Raw genomic sequence first — 14352 nt, forward strand, 5'->3', positions numbered from 1 at the left:
CTTCCTCCTCATCCTTCAGGAATGGATTGATAGCGATACCACTTCTTGTTTCGCTGCACATATATAAACATCGTATCATCTTTTTCTTGATAGATGACCGTACCGCTCTTAAGATGAGTTGCCATGCCGTCCTCGAGCGTCTTTTCGGATGCTATTTTTTGGATACGTGGTCCAGGAGTCAAAGAGAGAATCGAGACGGTTACGACCTGATCTAGTCGATACACGCGATCGTTCAAGCGGATGCCGTCTTGATCTTGTTCGACGGCTTCCGCCGCGATGAGGTCCGTCGTTGTCATCGTCGTCTCGGTCTGACATCCACTGAGACAAAGAATGACCATTACGATAGAAGCTACCGTTTTTTTCATGAAACACACCTCTTTCTCTATTAATATATCGTGTTTTACGATATATTCGGATTATACGATATAAGGAGGAGTAATATGATTTTAGCTGATTTTGCAAAAATTTATTATCAACTACATCCTCGGTTCGAGGAAAACCTGTCTCACCAAAGTGTGCGCATTTTGCAACACATTCAATTTGCGACGAATCCGACGATCAAGCAGATTGCCGAGGCATTTCGCCTCTCACATAATACGACGTCCGAGCACGTCAAAAAGTTGGAGAGATTAGGCTATATCGAAAAAAAACGAAATCCAGAAGACCAACGCCAAGTGACGATTGGTTTGACAGACTTGGGAGATACAATCGTTCGTCGTCATACGGAACTCGATCCTGAACGGTTGAATCAAGTCTTAGCTACAATGTCAAAAACAGATCAACAGGCGATTGAACAGGCGTTTCGATTGTTGCGGGAGGCGGCAGATGACTGCTTTTCTCGTTAAGGTGCTTTCGAGCGCACTGGTCATCGGTCTTGTCACGGAAGTCGCCCGGCGTTCACCGTCACTGGGTGGTGTGTTGTCCGCGTTGCCCGTCGTCAGTCTGATTAGCTTTGCCTGGCTCGTTAAACAGGGAAGTGAACGGGCAGAACTGAGTACATTCTTAAAGAGTGTGTTACTCGGATTACCAGCGACGTTCTTATTGCTTGTCGTCTTATATGGATTGATCCGCTTAGGTATTCCTATTTTTTACAGTGTACTCGGTGCAACAAGTCTTTTTATCGTTTGTTGGTATATCCAACGTTACCTACAACAGTGGTGGCAAACCTAAAAAAGGAGACAAAGTAATGATAACCCTTCAAACAAAGCGATTGACGATTCATCCATGTACAGCGAATGACGTGAAACGTTTACAACAACAGCACTACGATAACGGACCGGAAGTTCAGCATCATTTGATGTCAATAGCGTCAGATCCCTCGCTACTATACTGGGGCAGCTGGCTCGTCATGACAAAGGATGGTCAAGTAATCGGGGATATCGGATTCAAGGGGAAGCCGGACATACGACAAGCGGTCGAAATCGGTTATGGTCTGTTACCAGCGTATCTCAATCAAGGGTTTGCGACGGAAGCAGTTCAAGCATTGATTGAATGGGCGTTTGAACAAACGGAAGTGACAGGGGTACTTGCGAAGACGGAGTCGACAAATCAAGCATCAATCCGAGTACTCGAAAAAGCAGAATTGATTCAGGTCGGGAGAGACGATCGGTATATCATGTGGGAGCGTATGAAGAAGGTGTAAAGGAAACTTGACAGGTAGTGTGTTATTTACATATAGTGGGACTACGAGGTGAAATCATGAAAAATAAGGTCAAGGAGATGCGCGAAGAACGAGGTTGGTCGCAAGGCGAACTGGCAAAACGATTGAACGTGTCGCGTCAGACGGTCATTTCCATCGAAAAAGAGCGGTATAATCCGTCACTCGACCTCGCGTTTTCACTAGCTGATCTGTTTGAACGGCGAATCGAAGACATCTTTACACCGAATCGAACGAACGAGGAGGGAATAGAATGAAGCGAGTTAATGTGTTGTTAGATATCATTTTAATTGGAGTAGGTCTGTACTTAACGATGACAGATCCGGCGGCTAAAACACTCGGAATCATTCTCGTTTTAGCTGGCGTCACGTCACGTATCACAGGAACGGTGTTCTCGCCAACGGAACCGTATGATGAGCGCCAAGGAGAGATTAAAATCCGTAGTGGACATATCGCTTATCTCGTAAGTATCGGATATCTTTTCTTGATCTTGATTCTCGTCAATCTGTCGATCATAAAAGACATTCAATTTGCTCTGTTGCTGGCATTAGGAGGACAAATCTTACTCTTCCCGATTACGTTGCTGTATGTGAATCGAAAGATGTGAATTAGGGGCTAAAGATTCCTCGATGATTGGATAAAACAAAGAGAGGAAAAAGCTACATTCCTCTCTTGGTCCTTAAAAATTAGTGCCGCGGAGCAAACAGCATGACACTGACACCGATTAAACAGATCAAAGCACCAATCATGTCATACGAATCTGGTGACTTACGATCTACGATCCAACCCCAAAATACGGACATGACGATGAATACACCACCATACGCTGCATAGACACGACCGAATGTCGGAAACTGCTGAAATGTTGCGATGATACCGTACAAAACGAGAGTTAATCCACCAATCAGACCAAAGTACGATGGGCGTCCCTCTCTTAGCCACAGCCAAATCAAATAACCTCCACCTATCTCACTTATACCGGCTGCAATAAATATTAAAGCGGACATCATCACGGTTCAGCCCTCGATCGCAAACGTATCCCGTAATTCGATGATTGTTCCTTCTGGTGCTTTTAATTTGCTGAGATGACCATCGACGACGAAGTAGATGTTTCCGCCGTGTTTCGGTAGGAAAGGCATCCCGAGTCGTTCCAAGCGTGCTACTTCTTCTTGCAAGTCGTCAACGTAAAGTGCGAAATGGACGGGACCCGCTGCTTGTTTCGTATAATCAGTGAACGGCTGACCCGATTTGGGTGTTTGCAATTCGATATAGAAGTCACCGAGACGTAACCAGCTGTTAAAGGCGCGGTCGTGAAAACCAGGTGACTCTTGAACGAGTGAGAATCCAAGTTGTTCATAAAAATGTTTAGACGCAGCATAGTCCGTCGTCTGAATGCAGATGTGATGAATTTGTTTCATACTAAAACCTTCCTTCGTGTTCAATGAAATCATGCAAAACTAGTGTAGCATTTCATGGATCGGTTGGAACGAACGAAATGGAGAATATGATGCAACAAACGATGAATTTGATTTGTGAACGTTTTACAATAGGGCAAATGATTAGCGAACCTGTACGATTGACTGGCGGACTCATGCATGAGACATGGCGATTACAGACGACGACTGGATCTTACGTCTTAAAACGATTGAATCCGGACATCATGCGACGCCCTGAAGCACGAAATTATTTTAAGATGTCAGAAGATGTCGCCGTGCAAGCATCATTTCACTTAGCAGCATTACCAGCACGTCGCATCAAAGTCCAAGCGGTACAGACGATTGACGGCTCGGATTACCTTTTGTTTGATTGGATTGATGGCAAGACGCTATCAGCCGACCAGCTTCGATCGGCACATGCACGACAAATCGGAGTTCAATTAGGACGGTTGCATGGACTTACGATAGTGACAACTGGCTTTTCAAAGCCGGATACCTCTACTACTTCAATCAATTGGAACGGTCATGTAGAAGAAGGAAAACGGCAGCAAGCAAAGTGGCTGCAACTATTCATGGAAGAGCAGGAACAGCTGCAACGAATAGAAAGACTAGCACAGGAAGCACAGAAACAACTGCCAGTAGACTGGATCGTCAGTCATCGAGATCTCGATCCAAAGAACGTCCTCTGGACACCAACGGGTCCAGTCTTGATTGATTGGGAGTCTGCGGGTCTGATTCATCGAGCGGTCGACGTGTTCGAGACAGCCTGTTATTGGTCGAAGCAGGAAAACGATACGTTTGACCGCGTTCGATTTAACGCATTTCTTGATGGTTACGCGACAAACCAAAGTTTGCCTGATGTCGACTGGACGCACGTCATCGATAGCAGTGTTCAAGGAAAGCTCGACTGGCTGAATTTTAATCTCAATCGCTCACTTGGGAAAAGTGGAATCCCTGAGGCGGAACGAGTACTTGGAACAGAACAAGTCGTTTTAACAATAAAAGAATTACGAGCGCACGACCGGAATCTCTGGATCAAGTGGATGTCGGTAAGATAAGCATAAAAAGAGGCACCGAATCACTCGATTCGATGCTTCTTCGTTATTAAAACGATTTGACCAACTGTTCAATAGTTGATTCAGGAGTACGAATCGGAACATATCCGAGTCGTTTGATTCGTTCGTTTGAGAAAGTAGCGCATTCCGCTGCACGCTTCGGTATTTGGTACGGCTTGTCACTTGCTGTGATCAACTTCATCCGAAAATCCGTCTCAGGTAGATTCGCATCGATCGCATTAAAGGTGTCACCATTTTGCGCATTTTTTGCGGCGATGACGATCATTTCGACTAGATTATCCGTATGGACCCACGGGACGACATCATCCGGATGCACCCAGGTAATCACATCCGCCTCCTTCATCCGCTCGACTTGACGATCCCCCCAATAGGACTGCTCCTCGGCACAAATTGATCCTGGACGTAAGATGATTAAATCGGAATCGGGTGTATATTCCTGTAACAGGCGTTCGGATTCCTGTTTTGTATGGATGTAGACATGTTCGGACGGTAGGAGCGGTGACGTTTCCGTAAAATGTCCACTCACGACTTCGCCGTACACGGAAGTCGTCGAGATGTGAACGATGCGCTTGACACGAGCTTTTGTCGCAGCATCCGCGAGATGTTGTACACCTGTAACATTTGCTTCCTGTGCTAAATCGGGGTCATCTCCGAGATAGGCAGCACAGTGAATCAACAAATCGATGCCTTGGAGTGCTGCAAGAAGCGAATCCCGATCACCGAGCTCACCGATGACTGCGTGGACACCTTTGAAGGCGTGTTGATCCGCTTGTTCCTTAGAGCGATACAAACCGCGTACTTCATGGGCTTCTTCTAGAAAACGTCGCGCAACACGAGAGCCAAGCGTCCCGGTCATTCCTGTAATTAAAATCGTACTCTCATTCAGATTCATGGATGCTTACCCCTTTGACTCTGTCTTTTCTGCGAAACACTGCTCACAAATGAAACGTCCTTCGCTTTTTAGGTATGCTTTGATTTCCGTCATCCCACGATGTTTCGGATAGCGCATCTGGATGTAGACTTTTTCGTTTCCTTCAATCGTTTTGCCGCAATGCATACATGTCGGTTCTTTGCCGAACATCCTAACGCCCCCTATAAATTAATATCTTCGATCTTATCGTAAAGGAAAAACCAGGTTGTTGGAAGAATAAAGTAAAAAAGGAATCTAAAGGAGTGTGTCTATGGTCTTCATTGCTATCTTTCTCGCCGTTGGTGGAGTCGTTTGGTTCATTTCAGCGCGGAGTCAATCGAAACATCGCTCGCTCGACGATCAGGAATATACACTGAACCAGCATGATGTCCATCAACAACAAAATCATCGTGATTTTTGAAGGCATGTAAAGGAGCATCCAGTCGATTGACTGGATGCTCCTTTTTAGCGATTGCGTACATGGAGAAAATATTTTGCGTTGCTCCAGATCAAGGCGATAATCAATAAGCTGATTGCAAAGATCTGAGATTGACCGGTCTCATACGAATACACGACTAATACGACAATGATACCCATCAATAAAAATTGTAACAGGAACTGTGACCGGATCAGACCTTCGAACATGACGTGACGTTCGCCGTCATCTGAGGCAGCGAATAGCTTTTCAGCATAGTTCTTTTCTGAATACTTTGGGAAATAGCGGTTGGGATAGATCTGGTGCATAAGATTGAGAAAATAAATCGAGGCAATACAACTGATGACGAAAAAGAATCCACTCAGTATCAAATGAAGACCGAACTGGTTTTCAATGATGCTAAAAGAAGCGAGCCCGATACTGAGGAGATTGGAGAACTGCACGATCATCATGCCGTCCGCATAGTAGCGATTCACTTGATCGTCAATCGCGTCCTCTTCGTCGGAAGAAACAGAGCGTTTAGTCAATTGACGAATTTGTAAATAGCGTACGATGTAACTGAGAGTCAAGATCGTCAAGATAACGAAAAGACTAGTGAATATGTAATCAAGATAGAGCGATCGTTCAAACTGTGACAAATGGGTATTTTTTAGGACAAACATGACGAAATAACTGCTGATGAAACCGAGTAACGCTGCGATGATGACTTTGACTGCTTCCTTGTTCATGTTAATTCCTCCTCATCGAAATAAAAAATGTCTTCTAACGGCGTATCAAACACACGAGAAATTTTAACAGCGATCAATAGCGACGGCATGAATTCTTCGCGTTCGATTAAGCTGATCGTCTGGCGCGAAATGTTCGCACGCCGTGCCAGTTCAGACTGATTCCATCCGTGACGGGCACGTAATTCTTTTAATCTGGATTTCATATAGGGATTCACCTCCTATATAATGTAACTTATCACGGTCTTTTTGACAACGATAATAGTCAAAAAAGACAATATAATAGTCATTTATTCGTAAAATGATCATATCGTTGGCATAAACTGTATACTGGAATAAGTTGAAAGGAGATGTGAAATCCGTCGATGAAATCTCAGTCACGTGTAAATAACGTTATTTATCATGATGAGAATGTTACGCACCAGATTGCTTCGATTCTAAAAATGGAAGAGACATTGCTCAAACAAAAAATTGCGTATCTCCAGGACGTCACAGACCCCGGTACCACTTCTGAATACGAACAAGGGCGTCAGCAGCTATCGGATAAGCTCGATACGTTGAGACGTTCCGTAAAAATGGATCTCGTCTCGCGTGATGACATCACACTTCGAACGAGAGCACGTTTTGAACAATCACTCAGAGCAACAAGTGTGACAGAAGAGGAAGCTTGTCTTATTCAAGACTATCTCCGAATTGAGGCGACGATGCTGACAAAATCGGGAGAGGCGGTTTCCGATCTGCATGCTGCTTTATTTAACGCGGATGAATCCACTCGAAAACAAGCGCTCTTATCGATTGAGGAAGCATTCCGCATGAAAGAATCCGTCATTCAACCGTTGTTTTCACGACTCGTTGAGTTACGACAAGCGCGTGCCACTGCAAGTGGTAAGATCGGATTCGAGGAACTAGCTTTTGCAGAACTCGGACGCGTTGATTATGCGAGTCAAGATGTCGATCATTACGCCACCATCATTCAATCCGACTTTCTACCGGTCAAACGGCAATTTCAGCGCGAACAACAAACGTTTCTCGGCAAACATGCGCTCCATCCGTGGGACGTCCGGCAATCGGCCTATACACAGATTGATCATCACGTGACCGATTCCGATACTTCATTCTTAGATCAGACTCAAGCCATCCTCAAGAGCGTTCACCCCTATTTTGCTGAAGTATTAAAAGACATGCGACAGATAAATCATCTCGATATCGATGCCCGGTCAAACAAAGCGGGCGGAGGGTTTTGTGAGTATTTACCCGTCGAACAACAATCGTTCTTATTCATGAATCGCATCCATACCTTCGATGATCTCGTCATCTTTATGCATGAGATCGGCCATGCCGTCCATCATGATGCGATGAAAGAAACGTACGACGGACTACAACCGATTCCGCTCGAAGTAGGGGAGTTCGCTGCCATGTCGCTCGAGTTGTTGACGATGAACGAATGGCATCAGGTGATTTCGGATAAAAAAGACGTTGCCCGGGCGAAACTGGAACAGATTCGTTCCATTGTCGAGTTCTTACCCGAGACGATCATCGTCGATCGTTTTCAATCATGGCTCTATGCTCACCCGGGTCATGATCCAAAAGAACGACATGCCTATTATGCCGATCTCCGAGAATCATACGATACGGACGTCATTGATTGGTCGGAAACACCCGATTGGAAAGGTCACGCATGGATGAGTGTCATCCATCTCTTTGAGACACCTTTTTATTACATCGAGTACGCGATTGCTCAAATCGCCGCTCTCCAGGTTTATCACCGTTTCACGAAAGACCCTGACCAAACGCTGAAAGATTTCATCGCAGCTTTAGCGCTTAGTCAAACCCATTCGATCCAAGCCGTCTATGCGAGAGCGGGCGTATCCTTCTTACCAAGTGATGCGGAAATGAAAGAGTTGATGGCGTTCCTACAGGGTCAAATTGAAATTTGGACAAATGAGCTAGAAAAGACATAATAAAAACAACACGCTTTGATCAGAAATAGCAGATGTACAAAACGATAGGAGGACGAACATGAATATCCGTAAAAACATCGTCTATGCGACATTATTTAATGAAACCGGTGATCAATTATTGATGGTCGAGAATCGTGGCGATCATGGTGACTACTATACATTGCCCGGTGGAACGGTCGAGCGCGACGAAACGCTACATACGGCAATCACGCGTGAAGTTCTGGAAGAGACAGGATTTACAATCATACCAAGTGACATCGTCCATCTGGCAGAAGCATTCTTCCCGCAAGCGGGGGAACATTGTCTCTTTTTCTTCTTCGCGGGAGAAATCACTTCCGGTCAATTAAAGACGAATGTTCCAGAAGAAATTTCCGGACTCGTCTGGATGGATCGTGAAGAAGCGTTCAAACACCTCAATTTACCGGAAGCATCAAAAGAATCGCTCTTTGCTGGTCGAACGGTACCGTATGATTTTGCTGGAGAAATCATCCACGCGTAAGGAAGTGTCGCTTGACGTACTAACGTGACGGATTTTCGGGTACAACACTACAGGAGCATTACCCGAAACTTGTAGAAAGTCAGGTGAACACACGGTATGTCGATTCTTACGTTTCACGAAGTCAGCTATCAACACATCTTACACGAAATAACAGGTGAGTTCCGCGAAGGCGTCATTACGACGCTCGTCGGACCGAGTGGTGCCGGGAAATCGACGACATTGAAACACATCAATGGACTGATTTCTCCCGATCGCGGCGAAATTCGTTTTCGAGGCGAACCACTTGAGCAGATGAATCTGCTCGATGTCCGCAAAAGGATCGGAATGGCGTTCCAAAGTGCGCCGATGATTCCAGGTACCGTCTACGATAATATCAATTTACCGAAATCGATCTTTGGTGAATCGTTACCGCGCGAAGAGGCGGAACGCTTGCTACAACAAGTTGACCTATCCGTCGAACTTGAGCGACCGGTCAAAGATTTGTCGGGTGGTGAACGAAGCCGACTTGGAATCGCGCGGACACTTGTCAATCGACCGGACGTCCTGTTGCTTGACGAAATTACGGCAAGTCTCGATTACCGGATGGTACAGGAGATTGAGAAGCTGATTCTTGATTTACAGCAGAAGTTACAGACGACGATCATTTGGATTACGCATGACTTAGAGCAAGCCAAGCGGGTCAGCGACGAAGTCTGGTTTTTAAAGGAAGGACGATTGATCGAGTCTGGTGCATTCAAGGAACTCGTTTCAAGTGGTCAAGCAGAGACGCAAGCGTTCTTGAAGGGGGAATCGGTATGAGTTATCTCCAACTGGCGACTTCGCTCATCTTCATTTTGATCCCCCTCGTCTTAGCGCGGACGTTACGGCTTGGTCTAGAGAAGGACATCCTCATCGCAACCGTTCGATCGATCGTCCAACTCTTGATCATCGGTTATATTTTGACGTTCGTCTTTGAAAGCGGCAGTCCAATTTTCATGTTACTGATGATTCTGTTGATGATCGGTGCAGCGACACTGAACGTCATCCGTAAAGGGGACGGGATTCCCGGGATCCAGTGGATCATCTTGTTCACACTGATTGCGGTCGAAGCATTGACAATGGGCATTTTGCTCGGGTTACGAATCATTCCGTTCGAAGCCCAGCAAGTCATTCCAATCAGCGGGATGGTCATCGGAAACTGTATGATCTTGTCCTTATTGTTCCTCAATAAGTTCAAGGACGAGGTCGAACGAAGCGACGAGATCATCGAACTGATTCTTTCACTCGGTGGAGATGCGAAGACAGCGATTGATACGAGCTTAAAAGGCGCAATCCGGACAAGTATGATTCCAACGATCGAAGCGCAAAAAACGATGGGGCTCGTCCAACTGCCAGGGATGATGAGTGGGTTGATCATCGGTGGCGCGGATCCAATGGAAGCGGTCCTTTATCAACTATTGATTCTATTCCTGATCTTGACGACGGCGGCGATGGCATCGGTCCTCGTTGGTTTTCTATCCTACCGTCGACTATTCAATGAAAAAGCACAATTCATCGGTTTGACCTATAAGAAAAAAGACACGTAAGGAGCACATTATGCAGACCTATCCGATTACAGAAGCCGACCTGCAACTGGTCGAACTAGCAACCGAAACGATTCGAAACCGTTACGCTGACGATAAACATCACGTCGCAGCTGCGGTGCGGACGAAAGATGGCGCGACGAAAACGGGTGTTCATGTCGAAGCCTATATCGGACGGGTGACGGTGTGCGCGGAAGCCATCACGATCGGTTCCGCCATCACGGATGGATTGACGGATTTTGAGACGATCGTCGCCGTCCGACATCCCTATTCGGATGAGACGGACCGAACGATTCGCGTCGTCAGTCCGTGCGGCATGTGTCGCGAATTGATTTTCGACTATGCACCGGACGCATTTGTCCTCTTAACGATCGACGATCAATTGACGAAAGTCCGAATTGCAGATTTGATTCCATTGAAATATGTCCGACAATAACCAGTAACTCCTCATCGTTTAGATGAGGAGTTTTTTGCATTTACTTCTAAAAAATCCTTATTATGGTTATGATATAGACGGAACAACTAAGGAGGGATATGCGTGTCAGCTTTATTAGAAGTCGAACGGTTATCAAAAACCTACATACGTGGAACGGAGACGATCCATGCGTTGAAGCAAGTCAGCTTTACGTTAGAGGAAGGAGGATTCATTGCCATCATGGGCACGAGTGGCTCTGGGAAAAGTACACTGTTGAATATCCTGGGAGCGCTTGACGCGCCAACCGGCGGAACGTTGACCTTAAAGGAAAAACGGCAACGCGACATCTTCACTGAACCTGCTGCGACGTTATACCGACAACAGCACATCGGATTCATCTTTCAATCGTTTCATCTGCTCGATGATTTGACAGTTCAGGAGAACATCGCCTTACCATTGATGCTGAAGGGGATGGATGATAAAACGATCAATCAAGAGGTAGACACTTGGCTCAAACGAGTCGGACTGACGAAGTGGAACAATCATCGACCGCAAGAGCTGTCGGGTGGGCAACAACAACGTGTCGCCATCGCACGTGCCTTGATCAGTCGACCACCAATCATCTTAGCGGATGAGCCGACGGGGAACCTCGATTTCAAGACATCTGCTGAAATCATGCAGTTGCTTCAAGAACTTAATCGCGAACAACAGACGAGCATCCTGCTCGTGACCCATGATGCGACCGTAGCTGCTCATGCGAAGCGGGTGCTGTATTTCCATGACGGACAGATTGTTGCCGATCAGCTGTCGACCGGAGACGTGGCGCCGATCTTAGAGACATACGAGCAGTTCGTGGGGGCTGTATGAAACGACAACATCTCTTCCGTCTTTCCCACCGACTGTACCGTAAAAGTCCGATGATTTTAGTGACCTCAATCGGAAGCGTCATGATTTCGATTGGTCTTGTCTTAACGATGGTCATTTTTTTACTACATAATCAAGCCGCTATCGAGACAGATCGTGTACAAAGATATGGTCAAGTCGATCTGACGGTCAAATATACACCTGAAGACGAGCGGACGGATCAGACCGTGTTTGAGCAACTTAAAAAGGATCACGATGTCTTGGGCGCAGAGTCGATCTTACAGACGACAGCGCGCGTCGCTGGTCAAGCGATGGCCGACGTGGAGACGATAGGAGTTCATTCGGATGCCCTGACGAAAAGTCGGTATCATTTCACGAACGAATTGAAACAGGGAGAAGCGATCGTGTCAGCTCGACTCGCGACGTCGCTGGATCGTAGTGTCGGGCAAACGCTTCGCGTCGGAGAAGCGACGTATCGAATCGGTGAGATTTTACCAAATTCAAAAACACCGGAAGTCTCGCACGATCAAGTCTTGCTTTCGTATGCTGATCTGAAGAAGAACCATTCGATCGAAACGAAAGCCGTCTTGCTCAATCTAAAAAAAGAGACGGATCTCGTCCACTATGCCGATACACTCGTCAAAGCGAATCCGAAGCTCCGACTTGAACTTTCGGAAGGGCAAGCGCTCTCACCGGCGCTGAACGGCTACATCGGAATCTTGTCAGTACTGATCCTTGTCGTGTCCGGCTTCATCTTGATAGCGAACTTCGACTTATATTTACGTAAACATGCTGTCCAATTTGCGATCATGCGGACGCTTGGGGCGACGACACGCCAACTGTTTCAGCTGTTCTTCGTTCAATCTGGATTGATTGTCTTAGCCGGAATGACGCTTACGATTCTAGGCAGTATTTGCTTCCCATTACTTGGTCAACTCGTATGGCCGATAGAGGGTAAAATGATTGTCTCCCTCATGATTGAACAGGGAGCGTTCTTGATGCTCGTCACGTTCGGTAGTGCTTTGTTGATTCTGCTGTTGCTCGCAAGTACGGCTTACCGAAAACGAGATGTGTTACCACTCCACGTCTTACGAGATAATCTAAAAACGGCAGCACGACCGACCCGACGAAAACGTCTCGTCCTGTTTAGTAGTGGATTGACTGTCAGTTTGGTTTTATTCGCTGAAGTGATTGCTAGTACGGGTGGGTCACGGGCGATCGCCTGGCTCGGTGCAACTGTCGCCTTTTTACTGACGATGTATCTTGCGACGCCACTCCTCTTAATGGGGGTGCTCCATCGAGCGGAACCGATCGTTCGTCGGTTAGCGGGACCGACGAGTTTCGTCGCCTTCCGGGGCGTGTTACCGCAACTTCGGAAAAATGCCTGGTTGATGCTGATCGTTCAAGTATTGATGATCATCGTCGTCATCGGCTCGACGTTCCTTGAGACGGTGCAACAAAACGAGCGGAAGTACATCATCAGTCAATATCCGACGGAGGTCGTCTTAAAGAGTCGTTTAGATGAAGGATCGCAAGGAAACCCGCTACAATTGATTCGACAAATTGAAACGGAACTACCTGGCGCAAAAGCGACCTTCCTGTCGTCTCGAAATTCACTCGAATATCAATTGCCTCAAGAAGATGTCTCGATCGAATACGAAGTAACGGACTATCGTCGTCTTGACGTCTTAGCGGGAGAACAAACGAATGACACAGAAGGAATCATCGTCTCACGGACCTTCGCTAAAAAACACAGTCTTCAAAAAGGCGATATGTTGCCGCTCGGGCGATGGGACGGGGAACAAGAACGAAGCGTTTCGATCGGTCAATTCCGAATCGTTGGAATCGAAAAGAAGATATCACCAGATGTCCTCGTGGATTGGCGGAACGAGCAGTTGCGGCAACCAAACGATCAAATCTTGAATGTCTTTATCGACGTCCCGTACGAGTTAAAGAAAGCTCAAGTGACCACAACATTATCAGAGATCACAGAAAGTTATCCGACACTGCAAGTGAATCGACTATCTGACGCGCTTCGTGATGCGGAGCAACAAACGACGGAACGCTGGTTCGTCTTCTTGATTGCGCTCGTCGTCATGAGTGGATCCGTCTGGTTCGGACTTGCGAACGCCTTACTCAGTTTCGTGAGTGGAAAACGAGGCGAGTATGCCTTGCTACGAACGATTGCGTTGACACGGAACAAGCTCCGGCAGCTGACACTCATTCAAATGCTCTTATTCATTGGGAGTGGCATCACCTTTGGACTGATCAGCGGACTTGGTGCGACCTTCTTCATGACACGGATTGATGATGCGGGATCATTTTACTTCAATGTACCGACGATTGCCGGAACCAGTGCCGGTTTGATAGTGCTTGTCATAGGCATCGCTTGGTTCGTCACCCGACGAAAGCAGGAAAACCTCGTTCACGAATTGAAACAGTAAGTAAGGGCAAGTGAACCGGGGGGATCGAAATGCGAAAAACGATCGGGGCGATTCTATTACTCGTAGTAATTAGCGGTGTCGGTTGGTGGATGATCGCAGGTGAACGGGATGCGACCTATGAGCAAATTGTTGAAGTGCAAGTCGCTCGACACGTGACGAAGCAGTTCGGACGTGATGATATCGCATCGGTCAAACCGTACTTCGTAGCGTCGGAATCATCGAAATCACGACGTCATCAGATTGCCGTTCAGCTGAAGTCTGCACCGACGGGAGAATACCGGATGTATCGTGTACTTCAAAATAAAGTCGAGTACATCGGTCGATCACGGACGGTTCGATCAGATTAAAAAGATACGTCACATCAGTT

The 14352-nt window shown here is 46.6% G+C and carries 22 protein-coding genes; 15 read left to right on the forward strand and 7 right to left on the reverse strand.

Annotated elements, in window-relative coordinates; translation table 11 throughout:
- Positions 1–8 precede the first annotated feature (8 nt).
- Complete coding sequence (locus tag ACHWTJ_RS07585; protein ID WP_294741249.1) at positions 9–365, reverse strand: hypothetical protein; 357 nt, start codon at positions 363–365, stop codon at positions 9–11.
- 75 nt (positions 366–440) lie between these two features.
- Between ACHWTJ_RS07585 and ACHWTJ_RS07590 the strand changes: the two genes are divergently transcribed.
- Genes ACHWTJ_RS07590 through ACHWTJ_RS07610 form a run of 5 tightly spaced genes read left to right on the forward strand, consistent with a single transcriptional unit; the run spans position 441 to position 2264 of the window.
- Positions 441–845, forward strand: coding sequence for a MarR family winged helix-turn-helix transcriptional regulator (locus ACHWTJ_RS07590; protein WP_394679359.1), 405 nt, complete (start codon positions 441–443; stop codon positions 843–845).
- On the forward strand, positions 826–1170 hold the full coding sequence (locus tag ACHWTJ_RS07595; protein ID WP_058264927.1) for a DUF3147 family protein: 345 nt from the start codon (positions 826–828) through the stop codon (positions 1168–1170). The genes ACHWTJ_RS07590 and ACHWTJ_RS07595 overlap by 20 nt, the downstream gene beginning before the upstream one ends.
- A 16-nt stretch (positions 1171–1186) precedes the next feature.
- Positions 1187–1642: a GNAT family N-acetyltransferase gene (locus tag ACHWTJ_RS07600; RefSeq protein ID WP_394679360.1), complete on the forward strand. Its 456-nt coding sequence runs from the start codon at positions 1187–1189 to the stop codon at positions 1640–1642.
- 56 nt (positions 1643–1698) lie between these two features.
- Positions 1699–1914 (forward strand): helix-turn-helix transcriptional regulator, encoded by a 216-nt coding sequence (locus ACHWTJ_RS07605; protein WP_023468465.1) that lies wholly within the window; start codon positions 1699–1701, stop codon positions 1912–1914.
- A complete protein-coding gene (locus tag ACHWTJ_RS07610) occupies positions 1911–2264 on the forward strand; it encodes a hypothetical protein (protein WP_058264928.1) in 354 nt (117 codons plus the stop codon). Before ACHWTJ_RS07605 ends, ACHWTJ_RS07610 begins: the two co-directional genes overlap by 4 nt.
- Before the next feature lie 79 nt (positions 2265–2343).
- On the opposite strand, the gene ACHWTJ_RS07615 is transcribed toward ACHWTJ_RS07610, so the two are convergent.
- Together ACHWTJ_RS07615 and ACHWTJ_RS07620 are read right to left on the reverse strand one after the other, a co-directional pair.
- Positions 2344–2667, reverse strand: a complete 324-nt coding sequence (locus ACHWTJ_RS07615) for a YnfA family protein (protein ID WP_081637374.1) — start codon at positions 2665–2667, stop codon at positions 2344–2346.
- Between the two features lie 6 nt (positions 2668–2673).
- Positions 2674–3075: a VOC family protein gene (locus tag ACHWTJ_RS07620; protein WP_035397115.1), complete on the reverse strand. Its 402-nt coding sequence runs from the start codon at positions 3073–3075 to the stop codon at positions 2674–2676.
- Positions 3076–3164: 89 nt separating this feature from the next.
- Here ACHWTJ_RS07620 and ACHWTJ_RS07625 point away from each other — a divergent pair, with 89 nt between their 5' ends.
- Positions 3165–4151 carry a phosphotransferase gene (locus tag ACHWTJ_RS07625; RefSeq protein WP_394679361.1) on the forward strand — a complete coding sequence of 329 codons (987 nt, stop codon included), beginning with the start codon at positions 3165–3167 and terminating at the stop codon, positions 4149–4151.
- A 46-nt stretch (positions 4152–4197) separates the two neighbouring features.
- Here the strand turns inward: ACHWTJ_RS07625 and ACHWTJ_RS07630 are convergent, their stop codons facing one another.
- Positions 4198–5061: an NAD-dependent epimerase/dehydratase family protein gene (locus ACHWTJ_RS07630; RefSeq protein ID WP_394679362.1), complete on the reverse strand. Its 864-nt coding sequence runs from the start codon at positions 5059–5061 to the stop codon at positions 4198–4200.
- 6 nt (positions 5062–5067) lie between these two features.
- A complete protein-coding gene (locus ACHWTJ_RS07635; protein ID WP_035397121.1) occupies positions 5068–5250 on the reverse strand; it encodes a hypothetical protein in 183 nt (60 codons plus the stop codon).
- A gap of 100 nt (positions 5251–5350) precedes the next feature.
- Between ACHWTJ_RS07635 and ACHWTJ_RS07640 the strand changes: the two genes are divergently transcribed.
- Positions 5351–5500 (forward strand): hypothetical protein, encoded by a 150-nt coding sequence (locus ACHWTJ_RS07640; protein ID WP_158581853.1) that lies wholly within the window; start codon positions 5351–5353, stop codon positions 5498–5500.
- A 44-nt stretch (positions 5501–5544) separates the two neighbouring features.
- On the opposite strand, the gene ACHWTJ_RS07645 is transcribed toward ACHWTJ_RS07640, so the two are convergent.
- Positions 5545–6243 carry a DUF3169 family protein gene (locus tag ACHWTJ_RS07645; RefSeq protein ID WP_394679363.1) on the reverse strand — a complete coding sequence of 233 codons (699 nt, stop codon included), beginning with the start codon at positions 6241–6243 and terminating at the stop codon, positions 5545–5547.
- Positions 6240–6446 (reverse strand): helix-turn-helix transcriptional regulator, encoded by a 207-nt coding sequence (locus ACHWTJ_RS07650; protein WP_023468455.1) that lies wholly within the window; start codon positions 6444–6446, stop codon positions 6240–6242. Before ACHWTJ_RS07650 ends, ACHWTJ_RS07645 begins: the two co-directional genes overlap by 4 nt.
- Before the next feature lie 159 nt (positions 6447–6605).
- Between ACHWTJ_RS07650 and ACHWTJ_RS07655 the strand changes: the two genes are divergently transcribed.
- From ACHWTJ_RS07655 to ACHWTJ_RS07690, 8 genes are all read left to right on the forward strand, one after another.
- Positions 6606–8201 carry a M3 family metallopeptidase gene (locus ACHWTJ_RS07655; RefSeq protein ID WP_394679364.1) on the forward strand — a complete coding sequence of 532 codons (1596 nt, stop codon included), beginning with the start codon at positions 6606–6608 and terminating at the stop codon, positions 8199–8201.
- Positions 8202–8259: 58 nt separating this feature from the next.
- On the forward strand, positions 8260–8700 hold the full coding sequence (locus tag ACHWTJ_RS07660; protein ID WP_195864941.1) for an NUDIX domain-containing protein: 441 nt from the start codon (positions 8260–8262) through the stop codon (positions 8698–8700).
- A gap of 96 nt (positions 8701–8796) precedes the next feature.
- Positions 8797–9498 (forward strand): ATP-binding cassette domain-containing protein, encoded by a 702-nt coding sequence (locus ACHWTJ_RS07665; protein WP_058713151.1) that lies wholly within the window; start codon positions 8797–8799, stop codon positions 9496–9498.
- Positions 9495–10265 carry an ABC transporter permease gene (locus ACHWTJ_RS07670; RefSeq protein ID WP_035397128.1) on the forward strand — a complete coding sequence of 257 codons (771 nt, stop codon included), beginning with the start codon at positions 9495–9497 and terminating at the stop codon, positions 10263–10265. Before ACHWTJ_RS07665 ends, ACHWTJ_RS07670 begins: the two co-directional genes overlap by 4 nt.
- 10 nt (positions 10266–10275) lie before the next feature.
- Positions 10276–10698, forward strand: a complete 423-nt coding sequence (locus tag ACHWTJ_RS07675) for a cytidine deaminase (protein WP_294745999.1) — start codon at positions 10276–10278, stop codon at positions 10696–10698.
- Positions 10699–10794: 96 nt separating this feature from the next.
- Positions 10795–11544, forward strand: a complete 750-nt coding sequence (locus ACHWTJ_RS07680; protein ID WP_082487087.1) for an ABC transporter ATP-binding protein — start codon at positions 10795–10797, stop codon at positions 11542–11544.
- Positions 11541–13985, forward strand: a complete 2445-nt coding sequence (locus ACHWTJ_RS07685) for an ABC transporter permease (protein WP_394679365.1) — start codon at positions 11541–11543, stop codon at positions 13983–13985. Before ACHWTJ_RS07680 ends, ACHWTJ_RS07685 begins: the two co-directional genes overlap by 4 nt.
- A gap of 29 nt (positions 13986–14014) precedes the next feature.
- Complete coding sequence (locus ACHWTJ_RS07690; protein WP_394679366.1) at positions 14015–14332, forward strand: hypothetical protein; 318 nt, start codon at positions 14015–14017, stop codon at positions 14330–14332.
- The last annotated feature ends 20 nt before the right edge of the window (positions 14333–14352 follow it).

Origin of the sequence: uncultured Exiguobacterium sp. (genome assembly GCF_964277885.1) — a bacterium.
In the GTDB taxonomy this organism is placed as follows: domain Bacteria; phylum Bacillota; class Bacilli; order Exiguobacteriales; family Exiguobacteriaceae; genus Exiguobacterium_A.